Source organism: Pseudomonas sp. lyk4-R2A-10 (assembly GCF_030209075.1).
GTDB lineage: Bacteria > Pseudomonadota > Gammaproteobacteria > Pseudomonadales > Pseudomonadaceae > Aquipseudomonas > Aquipseudomonas glycinae.
The window spans coordinates 39709-52585 of sequence record NZ_JARVSR010000021.1 but is presented as its reverse complement, the minus strand read 5'-3'; the positions used below and the strand labels follow the sequence as shown (position 1 = coordinate 52585).

Annotated in this window: 9 protein-coding genes; all 9 read right to left on the bottom strand. The window is 61.2% G+C overall.

What is annotated here, in order from left to right; all coding sequences use genetic code 11:
- A partial coding sequence (locus QRN46_RS28175; protein ID WP_489105029.1) for a calcium-binding protein occupies positions 1–382 on the bottom strand: 382 nt, incomplete at its 3' end.
- Positions 383–611: 229 nt separating this feature from the next.
- Positions 612–4208, bottom strand: coding sequence for a glycosyltransferase (locus QRN46_RS28170; RefSeq protein ID WP_285358690.1), 3597 nt, complete (start codon positions 4206–4208; stop codon positions 612–614).
- Between the two features lie 116 nt (positions 4209–4324).
- On the bottom strand, positions 4325–5896 hold the full coding sequence (locus tag QRN46_RS28165; RefSeq protein ID WP_011333022.1) for a flagellar hook-associated protein 3: 1572 nt from the start codon (positions 5894–5896) through the stop codon (positions 4325–4327).
- Positions 5897–5909: 13 nt separating this feature from the next.
- A complete protein-coding gene (flgK, locus tag QRN46_RS28160) occupies positions 5910–7955 on the bottom strand; it encodes a flagellar hook-associated protein FlgK (RefSeq protein ID WP_285358687.1) in 2046 nt (681 codons plus the stop codon).
- 21 nt (positions 7956–7976) lie between these two features.
- On the bottom strand, positions 7977–9269 hold the full coding sequence (gene flgJ, locus QRN46_RS28155; RefSeq protein WP_285358684.1) for a flagellar assembly peptidoglycan hydrolase FlgJ: 1293 nt from the start codon (positions 9267–9269) through the stop codon (positions 7977–7979).
- An 11-nt stretch (positions 9270–9280) separates the two neighbouring features.
- Positions 9281–10369: a flagellar basal body P-ring protein FlgI gene (locus QRN46_RS28150; RefSeq protein ID WP_011333019.1), complete on the bottom strand. Its 1089-nt coding sequence runs from the start codon at positions 10367–10369 to the stop codon at positions 9281–9283.
- Positions 10370–10396: 27 nt separating this feature from the next.
- Entirely contained in the window at positions 10397–11092 is a 696-nt protein-coding gene (gene flgH / locus QRN46_RS28145; RefSeq protein ID WP_011333018.1) for a flagellar basal body L-ring protein FlgH, read from the bottom strand.
- Positions 11093–11145: 53 nt separating this feature from the next.
- Positions 11146–11931: a flagellar basal-body rod protein FlgG gene (gene flgG, locus QRN46_RS28140; RefSeq protein WP_011333017.1), complete on the bottom strand. Its 786-nt coding sequence runs from the start codon at positions 11929–11931 to the stop codon at positions 11146–11148.
- A gap of 45 nt (positions 11932–11976) precedes the next feature.
- A complete protein-coding gene (locus QRN46_RS28135) occupies positions 11977–12717 on the bottom strand; it encodes a flagellar basal body rod protein FlgF (RefSeq protein ID WP_011333016.1) in 741 nt (246 codons plus the stop codon).
- Positions 12718–12877 lie beyond the last annotated feature (160 nt).

Below are 12877 nucleotides of genomic sequence, written 5' to 3'. Positions count from 1 at the left end.
CGGCCTGCTCGATGACGGTCACGCCACCGCCGTTGACGAAGTAGATGTCATCGCCTGCACCGCCTTCGTAAGTGGCGTACAGATAAGCATCAGTGGTGAAGGTATCGTTGAACGCCGAACCGATGACCTTTTCAATGCCGATCAGCGTGTCGCCTTGCGCATCACCACCGGTGCCAGGCAACCCGGTGCCCGGACGAATATCGACATTGACCCCGGCGAACGAAGCCGAGTAATCGACCGTGTCGAAACCCGCGCCACCGTCAATTTTGTCAGCCCCGGCACTCCCGATAATCACATCATTGCCACCCAGGCCATTGATCTCATCATCCCCACTCGTACCGTTCAGCGTATCCGCGCCGTTTGTCCCGTTGATTACCGCCATTACATCTTCCTTGCCTTGTTTGTGAACCGGTACCGGCCAGCGTGGCGATCACTCGTCATCGCGGCATGATTTTCTTGAACTGCAATGTGTTGATATCGACAGGAAACTCCCTGCGCTTGAGTCCGTTGCAAAGAAATGTATCGCCAATGAAACAAAGACGAACAGGCAGGTAAAAAAAAACAGGCGATTGCAATAGTCGCCTGTTTTTTTTGGAGCGCGGATGAACCGATCAATCCGCCAGCCAGCCGTTTTCCCAGTACCGCAGGTTATCCCCACGCAGCACGTAATCGCGCAGCACGACTTCACGCAATTCGTCGCCCATGCGATAGCTCGCATCCGGATCGGCCAGGTGCATGCGGATCGCTTGCAGCCACTCGTCCGTGGTGTTGGTCTTGATCCGGGTGCATGGCAGGTAACCGCGATAGGCCTCGGTGTCGGTGCAGATCACCGGGTATCCGCAGGCGCCGTACTCCAGCAGACGCAGGTTGCTCTTGCAGTCGTTGAAAATGTGGAACTCCAGCGGTGCCAGGGCCAGGTCGAGGTTGAGGCTCGCCAGTTTTGCCGGGTACACGTCCAGACCGATCACGCCGTGGAATTCGTGCATGTACGGACGCAACTCATCCGGGCACATGCCGAAGAACACCCAGTCGACTTCATTGGCCAGTTCACGAACAACGTCGGCAATCACCGCCAGGTCGCCGTGGTGGCTGGTGCCGCCGCCCCAGCCGACCCGCGGTTTTTTCGAGGTGCGGCGCTGGCTGCGCAAGTCGCACCACATATGTTGGGACAGCATGTTCGGAACGACCCGGATGTCGTTGTGCATGCTCGACAGCGCATTGCCCAGCGGCGCCGTGGACACCACGACCCGGTCGCACATGGCAATCGCCCGGCGGACCAGTTTTTCCATTTCGTCCTTGTTCGGCATGTTGCGGATATGCGCGTTGCGGTGAGGCACATCGATAACGTAGTCATCGAGCTCATAGATCCGCCGCGCACTGGAGTACTTTTGCAGACCCGGGATTTCGTTGATCGGTGCTTCGGCATAGCGCCCCTGCAAAATGATCACGTCCGGAGACTGGCGTTCGACCTCAATGATCGTCGGCAGGTTGTAGTGAATCCGCCCCAGCGCACGCCCCGCCGCTTCCAGCTCGATCAAAGGCTGCGTCACGCGGTAGTGACCGATGGCGGAGGCGTTGACCGGCAGCGCAAGGATCTTCGGCAGTTGTGGCTGGGAGAACGGAGTCCAGCCAGTACGCAAGCCCGGATCGAGACTGAAGCTCGACCCGCCAAGGCCGCTCAGCGACAGGTTCTTGTTGTAGGCCGGGTCCCGCGCAACGATTGGCAACCAGCGCTTGTAGAACGTTTCCTGCTCTTTGCCGAGCCGCGCCTCTTCACCCTCTTTCGGCGTACCGGCCGGCTGCGCACCCAATGCCAACTGCGCATAAGGCGTCCAGACCACCAGATAACCCTGCTGACCGACACGCAGGCACAAGTCCACTTCGTTCAGCGACTGCGCCAGGTCCTGTTCGTCGAGGCCACCGACGGCCTCGAACACCGACTTGCGCACCAGCAGGCAATCGCTGCCGACGGCGCTCAGGTCATGCGCCGCCAGCAGACGATACATGTAACCCGTCGCCTGCAGCGATTCACCGAAAAACGGTACGCCGGCCGGCCCTTGCAGACCCAGAATCAGCCCGGAATGCACGATCCGGCCATCCGGGTTGAATAGTTTCGCGCCCACTACACCGACTTCCGGCCTTTGCGCATGATTGAGCATTTCCGCCAGCCATTCGCCGTTGGTGATCACGGCGTACGGGTTGAGCAGCAGGACGTAATCGCCACGGGCCTGACTCACGGCGAGATTGCGCACCGCCGCCAGGTTTTCCTGCTGCGGGCAGTCCAGCACGCGAATCCGCTCGCTGCCCAATTGCGCCATGCCATCGAACCAGGCCTGGGCTTCGGCGCTCTCGCTGCCGTTGTCCACCAGCAGCAGTTCGTACTCGGCGTATGCGGTTTTCTCCAGCAGGCTCTCGATGCAGCGTTGCACCGCCGCCGTCTGATCCTTGCTGACGATGACGATCGACACCAGCGGCCGGCGGGCGTGGTGATAGTCGACCCGGTTCAACAGGTTCGATGCACCGCGACGGATGTCATGAGCGATGCCCAGCCGATCCAGGTGTGCGCCGACCAGTTGTGCATTGCTGTCTGCCATTTCCGGTCCGGACAGCCACTTGGCCAGGTCAAATACAGACTCCAGCAACACCTCCGCGATATGACCGACCACCGGCGTGCCGCCCTCCTCGACCATGCGCCACAGCACATCGTGGGGTGCCAGTTCGCCAAACGACGAATCGAAACCACCCAGGGCCAGGAAGCGCTCACGCTCGAACGCCAGCGCCCTGCCGACGTAGGGGTAGCTGCGCATCAGATCAAGGTTGAAGTCCGGCTTGAATACCGGCTCGGTCGATTCGCCCTGGGTCAACCCACCTTCATCGCTGTACAGACACGTCAAGGTACGCGACAACGCAATGCGCTCGGCCATCACCAACAGCGCTGGCACCACCAACCGATCGCCGGCACGCAGCAGGTAGAACCAGTCGGCACCATCGAGTTGCGGCAACAGATCATTGATTTGTTGCTGCCAGTCATCCTGCAGCGGCATGCGCACCACGCGCTCGTCCAGCTGCGCCTCGGTACAGGCCGCAGACAATACGATGGTCAGCTCGGGCAAATACTCCTGGGCGGCCAGTGATTGCAACGTAAGATCCAGCGCCGAGCGACTGCCCTGCTCGTCAATAATCAGTGCAACGATTTTCGGTGTACGCGGCCACGCGGCCAGTGTATCCGGCAGCAATTCACGCTGGCCTTCGGTCAGGTGGCGGCATTCGAGCCACTGCGCGTACAGCTCGGCGAAACTGACGCTGGAGATGCCCACGTGCCAATCCTGGGTCGTCTGCTTGGTACCCAGCGTCCGGCTCAGCGGCAGTTCTTCCCAGACACGTGGCAACTCGGCCGCCTTGGTCATCGGCACGTAGCGCACCCAGCCCGGTGCAGGCGCCGATTCGCCGCTGCGTGCCTTGAGCATCTGCGTCAGCCATTGACGCTCGGCCTCGATCGCATCGCGCATGGCCTGCTGACCACTCAATCGTTCAGGGTACAGACGCTCGACACTCAGGACATGGTTCGAAACCACCATGTTGCCCCGGCGCAGCAGGCAGACATACAAGGCGAAGTCCAGACTGGCGACAAAGCAGTGTCCCGGCTGGGTCAACGCCGGCAGCAACTCCACTACATCGGCCCGGCGAAACAGGGCATTGCTGAAACCGCCCAGAATGTTGACCGGGAAGTTCTCGAAGATCGCCAGCAGGTCTTCACCCTTGAACAGCCCGCAGGTCGGAGACAGCGGCGTGTTTTGCAGGCGTGACGGCAACGGCCGGTCGTCGGCATCCCAGAACAGGCGCTGGGCCAGGGCCAGATTGACATCCTGATGATCGATGAGTGTCTGCGCCTGACGCTCGACACAGATGCTGAACAACTGGTCGTCATCGCACAGGAATTTTATGAACTCGCCCTGAGCCTGTTCGAGACAGACGTGCAGGTTGCCCACCAGCCCCAGCGTCCGGGGATTGCGTACATAACGCACCGCCACGCCGCTGCTATCGCTCACCGAGTCGACGATGGTTTTGATCTCGTGACCACGACTGTCATCGCAGACAATGATTTCGAGATTGCCATAGCCCTGACTCACGGCACTTTGCAATGCCCGTTCGAAAAAACGCGGATTGAAGGCTGGAATGACGAGGCTGACGAGGGGAAGTGAATTCACGGCGGGCTCACAGGCGGTGTGAACCCGCCCAGAAAAGCGAGCTCTTGAAACCGCTAAGACATTAACTATTGAAGGAACAGGGCAACGCGGGCGCTTGCGCGCCCGCCTGCCTGCCGTCAGATCTTGTTGAACAGACCCAGCTGGCTGATTTTGCTGAACGCCAGTTGCGAGGCCTGCAGCATGGTCTGCTGCAGGGTCAGGCGGGTCATCACCTCGGCCGGATCGGAATCGCGGATTGAGCCCTGAGTGGTGGTGTTCGCCTGGATCAGGGTCTCGTTGGTGGTGGTCTGTTCATCCAGCGACTGGCCACGGGCACCGATCGAGGTGACGGCGCTGCCGATCTGGTTGGCGGCACTTTCGATGTTGCCGAGCGCCGACTCCATCGCACCCTGGAATTTCTGCTTGGCGACCGGATCACCATCGATCGGTGTGTTCAGTGCAGTGACCATCTGGCCCAGGGTGTCGAGCACGTTCTGGGTCTGGTGGTTGTTGGACTGAATCGAAAACTGGTCACCGGCGGCTGGCGTGCCACCGATGGCGAAAGTCACGCCCGCAGCCGTAGCGTTGCCACCGACCACGGTGCCCGAAGACACCGGTTTGCTGTCGGCAGTGACAGGCGCCGCGTACAGGTCGAATGCCGTGGCACTCGTGAACTTCAGAACGGCGCCGCCGCCCGACGGGAAGGCGCCGTTGTAGGCCGCCTGGTTGGTCACGTTCGAACCGGTGATGACCGCGGTCGACGGGTTGCCCGGGCTGCGCACGGAGGTGAACGAGTCCGGTGTGGCCGACAGCTGGAAGCTGTGACCGGCGATGACCGCGTCCGGATTGGTATCACCTGGCTTGAGGTTGATGTTCAGTTTCAGATCGACACCACGGAAACTGACCGTCTGGTTGGCACCGTTGCTGTTGGTGATCGCACCGTTCTGACTGGCTTCGGTGGTGACGTCATTGCCCAGGGCATCGGTGATCTTGATCTGAGTGCTGCTGATGAAATCCACGGTGTACGGCTGGCCGGCCGTGAATTTGGCGTTGTAAGTCGCAGCGGTACCCACGATACCGTTGGTCAGCACCACACGACCGTCATCGACAGCCGGAGCCGTCATGCTGGTCTGGGTCCGGGCGGTATTGATGGTCTGCTGGAAAGCATCCCAACCGGTGGTGTTGGTCGCCACCGACAGGCCGTCGCCAATGCCCAGGTTGATCTGGGTCTGGTCACCGTTGTAGGTGTAGGTGCCGTCGGCGTTCTGCGAGTACGGCGCGGTATCGGTCTTCGAGCCGGAGAACAGGTAGTTGCCGTTGGCGTCCTTGGAATTCATCAGGCCCAGCACCTGCTGCTGGATCTGGGTCAGTTCCGCCGCGTAAGCCTTGCGATCCGTATCGGTGGCGATGCCGTTGTTGGCGGCCAGGCCGATTTCCTTGGCACGTGCCAGGGCGGTGGTGATGGATGTCAGGGTGGATTCCTGAACGGTCAGTGAACTCTTGGTGGTGTCGATGTTGCCTTTGTACTGCTCGAGCATCGCGGCCTGCTGGCCCAGCTTCAGCAAGCGACCGGCACCGATCGGATCGTCGGCTGCCGTGTTGATGCGCTGCAGGCTGCTGGCTTCGTTGGCGGTCGCGACCGTCTTGCTGTAGTTGCGCTGATATTGGGCAGCTTGTGTCGCGTAATACTGGGCGGTGGAAATGCGCATGAATTACGGCTCCTTAAAGGCTGTTGATCAGCGTGGCGAAGGTTTCCTGCGCAGCTTTGATGATCTGCGAAGACGCTGTGTAGTACTGCTGATACTTGACCAGGTTGCCGGTCTCTTCATCCAGGTTGACCTGGGACAGCGAGTCCCGTGCACCCTGGGCCTGATCCAGGATCACCGTGGTGGCTGCGCTGTCGGATTTGCTCTGGGCAGCCTGGGTACCGACGTTGGTTACCAGTTTGTTGTAAGCGTCGGTCAGGCTGATGCCCTTGCTCGCCGTGCCGGTGTCAACGGTCTGTTTGGTCTGCAAACCGACCAGTGCCTGGGCGTTGCGGTTGTCCGAAGAGGCCGCGCCGGTCAGGCTGATGGTGAAGGTTTCGCCGGACTTCGGCGTCGCGCCCACGGTGGTCTGCACGGTGAAGGTCTTTTGCACGTTCGGGATGACGGTGGTGTCCATCACCGGAGCACCGGTGGAGTCGACCATGCCGATCTTCAGGTTCAGGGTGTTCGCCTGACCGGGAACGATGACGCCGGAACCGATCGTGGCCCCCTTGGCATCAACCATGTTGTAAGTCTGGCTGCCGCTGGTGGTGGCACCGAATACCAGTTTGACCGGGGTCGAATACTTGAGCGCGTTCTGCAACTCTGCCTGGGACGCCGGGTTGTAGATATCGACGACGTCAGTCAGCGTCGGCTGAGTGTAGGTGCCTGAGTTGTTGGCACTGGCCACGCCGGTCAATGGTCCGGCGGCGGCGATTTTCTTCGGGTCGGTAAGCACGGTCTGAATGCTGGACGCCGCGTTGCGGGTCGGGGTGACCTTGAACGTATCGCCGGCGCTCAGCGCACCACCGTTAAGGGCCAGAGTAAAGCCGTCGATTACCGGAGGCGGCGTGGTCGTGGTGCTGAACGAACCCATGTCGGTGCCGTCGGAGCGCTTGACCGTGTAGTTGGTCGCGCTGGTGAAGGTGACCTGATAGTCGCTGGTGGTCAGCTTGCCGGTGTCCTTGATGGTGACATCAAGATTGCCCGAACCTGCACTGTTGCCGGACTGGGCGATGCTGCGCTGACTGATCAGGGCGGCACTGTTGATGTTGTTGAAAATGGCCGCGCCAAAGTCACCGTTCTTGTCGATGCCCTGGGCTTGCTGGCGGTTGATCTGGTCGGCAACGACCAGTGCCACTCGGCCCAGCTCGTTGAGTGCAGGATCGAGCACTTCCTTGCGATAAGTCAGCAGACCGCCGATTTCACCACCGGTCATCGCCGAGGTGATGTCGATGGTGCTCGAACCACGATCCATCTGGATGCCCATGCGCGATGGGTCACCCTTGAGCGGCACGGTGCTCAGGGTATTGGTGGTATTGCCGATGACCAACGGCTGGCCGCTGCCGATGTAGATGTCGAAGCTGGTGCCACGCTCAACGACTTGCGCGCCGGTCAGCTCGGAGAGTTGACGCACGGCTTCGTTACGGCTGTCGAGCAGATCGTTCGGCTGGCCGCCGCTGGTGGAGATCTCGCCGATCTTCTGGTTCAGCGTGGCAATCGAGGTTGCCAGCTTGTTCACCTGGGACGCCATGTCGGACAGGTTGCCATTGAGCGTGGCGTTCTGATCGTTCATCTGCTTGGCCAGCGCATTGAAGCGACTGGTCAGGGCCTGGGCGCCGGTCAGCACCGACTGGCGGGAAGTGTCGTCGGTGGCCGAGGTCGACACGCCTTGCATCGAGGTGAAGAATTTCTGCAGCACACCGGTCAGGCCGGTGTTGGTGTCGGACAGCGAGCCGTCCAGTGCGGTCGCCTGCGCACCGAAAGCGGCGGCTTCGCTATTGAGCGACGTGGCGGTACGCAGCTGGGATTCGAGGTAGGAGTTGTACACCCGGCGCACGTCGGCCAGAGTCGTACCGGTACCGATGAAAACGTTACCGTACTGAATCGAGGACTTGGTGCCCTGCACGGTTTGCTGGCGTGAATAACCGGCGGTGTCGACGTTGGCAATGTTGTTGCCCGTCACAGCCAGAGAGGATGAACTCGCGGCCAACCCCGACATCCCGATATTGAGCAAACTCATGATTCAAACCTTACCTTGTGTTTATAAGGGCGTTGTTGAAACGCCGGCCGCAGCGTAGTTCTGATTGACCGTCATCTGCCTGGCAATCTGCGAAATCTTCGTCGCGTAGTTCGGGTCGGTCGCGTAACCGGCCTTCTGCAATTCGCGTACAAACTGTTCTGGGTTATCGGCCGACTTCAGCACATCTTGATAGCGATTATTGCTCTGCAGCAAAGTCACCAGATCGTGGAAGCTGTCCTTGTACGAGGCATAGGAACGGAACTCGGCCGTCTCCTTGACCATCTGCCCGTTGCGGAATTCGCTGGTGATCGCGCGGGCCGAATCGCCCTTCCAGTTGCTGCTGGCCTTGATGCCGAACAGGTTGTGACTGCTGCTGCCGTCCTGGGCGCGCATGACCGATTTGCCCCAACCGGTTTCCAGTGCAGCCTGAGCCACCAGATAACGCGGATCGACGCCAATGCGCGCGGCGGCTTCCTGCGCCATCGGCAACATGGTGTTGACGAACTGGTCGGCGTTGCTGAACGCGCGCTTGGCTGGCGCCAACGGGATCTGTGCCATCGCACGACCGTAAATCTGCATCTGTCCGCCGGAAGCCTTGTCCGCCTCGGCGCGGGCCAGCCAGTCGCCGTTATACAGCGGGCCGGAACCGATAACAGCGGCGGTCGCGGCGCGTTGCGGCAGTTGAGTGGCCGCTGCCGGCGTAGCCGACGGCACCAGACCGGCGAGCAAGCGATCCGCCAGTTTCGGCGGCAACGCCAGACGACGCTGGTTGATCATTTCCATGTCATTGCGATGGGTCAGTTCAGTGTTCGGCGCATGCACCGAACGCGACGCCCACAGCGGCCGCTCGCCATTGAGTCGCGACAACGGACCATTGGCAGCCACGGTGCCAGCGGCAATCGGCGTGGCCACGGCAGCGGCCTTGGCCCTGGCTTCTTCCTGCTTGGCGGCGGACGCGGCCGCCGCCTCGCCCGGCGCCATCGGTTTGTTCTTCGACATCTGCTTGATCAGCACGTCGGCCAGGCCAATACCACCGCCCTCGCGGGACAGGGAAACCGCCAGTTGCTGGTCATACATTTCCTGATACTGCTTGGCGGCCGGCGTATTGAGCGGGTTGTCCTGCCCCAGCGCTTCAGTGGCCGAACGCATCGACTTGAGCATTTCACCGAGGAACAGCGATTCGAATTCCTGCGCGACCTTGCGCATGTTCGCATCGCTGTTCTTGTCGCCGACCTTCAGCTGATTCAAGCGATTGAGGTCGGAGTACGAACCCGAATCGCTGCTGCTGACCAGACCGCTTTTGCGCATATCCATGGTCGCCGTCCTCAGATCACGATCAGGTCGGCTTGCAACGCGCCGGCCTGCTTAAGTGCTTCGAGGATGGCCATCAGGTCACCCGGCGCGGCGCCGACCTGGTTCACCGCCCGGACGATCTCGTCGAGGGTAGTGCCCGGGCCAAACTTGAACATCGGCTTGGCTTCCTGCTCGGCATTCACCCGCGAGCGCGGCACCACGGCGGTCTGGCCATTGGACAGCGGGCCCGGCTGGCTGACGATCGGGTCTTCGGTGATGGTCACGGTCAGGCTGCCGTGGGTCACGGCGGCCGGCGATACCTTCACGTTCTGGCCGATGACGATGGTGCCGGTACGCGAGTTGATAATGACTTTCGCCACGGCCTGACCCGGATCGACTTCGAGGTTTTCCAGGATCGACAGATAGTCGACGCGCTGGCTCGGATCGAGCGGCGCGGTCACACGGATCGAACCGCCGTCGATGGCCTGAGCCACGCCAGGGCCGAGCATGTCGTTGATCTTGTCGACGATCCGCTTGGCGGTAGTGAAGTCGGAACGGTTGAGGTTCAGCGTCAGGCTGTTGCCCTGGTTGAAACCACTCGGCACCGAACGCTCGACCGACGCACCGCCCGGGATGCGACCGGCCGACGGAACGTTGACGGTGATCTTCGAACCGTCACGACCTTCGGCGTCGAAACCACCCACCACCAGGTTGCCCTGAGCGATGGCGTAAACGTTGCCGTCGATACCCTTGAGCGGGGTCAGCAACAGGGTGCCGCCGCGCAGGCTCTTGGAGTTACCGATGGACGACACGGTGATGTCGACCTGCTGACCCGGCTTGGCGAACGCCGGCAGATCGGCACTCACCGACACTGCCGCGACGTTTTTCAGCTGCACGTTGCCCGATCCCGGCGGCACCTTGATGCCGAACTGCGAGAGCATGTTGTTGAAGGTCTGCAGGGTGAACGGGGTCTGCGTGGTCTGGTCGCCGGTACCGTTAAGACCGACCACCAGGCCATAGCCGATCAACTGGTTGGAACGCACGCCGGAAATGCTGGCGATATCTTTCAGCCGCTCGGCGTGGGCACCAAAGGCTGCGGACATCAACGCCGCAGCGAGCATGAGGCTCTTGAAATTCAACGTAGCCACCTAGAAAGGGAACAGCGGGCTGAGGAAGAAACGGTCGAACCAGCCTGGCTGACTCGCATCGGCGAACGAACCGGTGCCCGAGTAGGTGATGCGTGCATCGGCGACCCGGGTCGAAGACACGGTGTTGTCGGTGGCGATGTCATCGGCCCGCACGAGACCGGCGATCCGCACCAGCTCGTCGCCGGTGTTGAGGGTCATCCACTTTTCGCCACGCACGGCGATGATGCCGTTGGGCAGCACGTCGGCGACGGTCACGGTGATCGAGCCGGTCAGGGTGTTGCCCTGCGCGGCCTTGCTGTCACCCTTGGTCGCGCGGTCGCCGCTGTAACCGACATCCAGGCTCAGGTCGTTACCGCCCAACGGATTGTTGGTGGTGGCGCTGCCGCCGAACAGCGACGTCAGGCCGATGCCGGTCTTGCTGTTCTTGGCCACCTGCGAGTTGGCGTTCTTGCTGGCCTGGGTCCTCTCGTTCAGGGTGATGGTGATGATGTCACCGACCCGGAACGCCTTGCGGTCGCTGTACAGGTTCTGCTCGAAACCGGCCTGATAGATCGAGCCGTTGTTGGCGGCCGACGGCAACGGTGTGCGCGGCAACACCGGGGCGTAGTAAGGATCATTGGGCTTGGGCGTCGGAGCGACGCAGCCCGCGAGCGAGACGACCCCGCTCAATGCCACAACAGATACAAAGCGCTTCATGACCCTTACCTCACGGTGTTGCAGGCGACCTCATGGCCGCCTCATAGACTTGATTACAGATTCTGCGTTACGAACGAGAGCATCTGGTCGGCGGTGGAGATCACCTTGGAGTTCATCTCGTACGCGCGCTGGGTGGTGATCATGTTGACCATCTCTTCCACGGTGCTGACGTTGGAGGTTTCCAGGGTGTTCTGCAGCGTGGTGCCGAAACCGTTCAGGCCCGGAGTACCGACTTGCGGCGCACCGGAAGCGGCGGTTTCCAGGAACAGGTTGTTGCCCACGGCTTGCAGACCGGCCGGGTTGATGAAGTCAGCGGTTTGCAGGTTGCCGATCACCTGAGCGGCAGGGTTGCCGGCGACGGTGATCGACACGGTGCCGTCACGACCTACGGTGAAGGTCTGGGCGTTGTTCGGGATGACGATGGCCGGTTCCAGGGCGAAACCGCTGGCGTTGACGATCTGGCCGTTGGAGTCGAGGTGGAAAGTACCGTCACGGGTGTAGGACGTGGTGCCGTCCGGTTGCAGGATCTGGAAGAAACCGCGACCGTCGATGGCCATGTCCAGCGGCTGCTCGGTGGTTTGCAGGCTGCCGGCGGTGAAGTTTTTCTGGGTGCCGACGATGCGCACACCGGTACCCACTTGCAGACCCGACGGCAGTTCGCTGTCCTGGGTCGACTGGGCGCCTGGCTGACGCTTGATCTGATAGAGCAGGTCCTGGAACTCGGCGCGGTCACGTTTGAAACCCGTGGTCGACACGTTCGCCAGGTTGTTGGAAATGGTGGTCAGGTTGGTGTCCTGGGCGGACAGACCGGTTTTGGCAACCCATAGAGCCGGAAGCATTCGATTCTCCTCGTGCGCCTGTTTTACGGCGCGACGTTCTGATAATTAGCTGATCTGCAAGACCCGAGCCATGGCCTGGTCGTCGTCTTTGGCGGTGTTCATCATCTTGACGTGCAGTTCGAACTGCTTGGCCAGGGCCAGCACCGACGTCATCTCTTCCACGGCATTGACGTTGCTCGACTCCAGGAACCCCGACACCAGTTTGACGTTGGCATCGGCCGGCGCAGGCTGGCCGTCCTTGGTGTAGATCGAACCGTCCAGGCCCTTGTTCATGTTCTTGATGTCCGGGTTGACCAGCTTGATGCGATCGACTTCGGCCATGACCCGCGGGCCTTCGCCCATCGCACGAATGCTGATGGTGCCGTCTTCGCCAACTTCCACCTGTTGCTCCGGCGGCACCGCGATCGGCCCGCCATTGCCCATGACCGGCATGCCATTGCCGGCACGCAAGACGCCAAGGGCGTCGATATTCAGGCTGCCGGTGCGCACGTAGCTTTCGCCGCCGTTGGGGTTCTGCACGGCAATGAAACCGTTGCCGCTGACGGCCACGTCGAGGTCACGGCCGGTCTGCACCAGCGACCCCGGCGTGAAGTCGGTGGCGGGCCGTTCGCTCATGGCAAACGCACGCGCCGGAAAGCTGTCACCGAACACCGGCATCGAACGCGCCTGTTCCAGGTCGCGCTGAAAACCGTTGGTGGAGATGTTCGCCAGGTTGTTGGCATGAGCCTTTTGCGCCAGTGCGTTCTGGCTGGCGCCGGTCATTGCCACATAAAGGTACTTGTCCACACTCTTTCCTCTGCATGCCGGACGTTTGCCGCCCACCGCTGTACTGCTGAGCCATAAGCAATTTGCAGACCAACTTTTTTCTGGCGGCCGAGGACCCGATAAACAAAGGACTTGAGGGATTTTGCCGAGAGGAGGGAAATGTATCGAAGACGAAAAACCG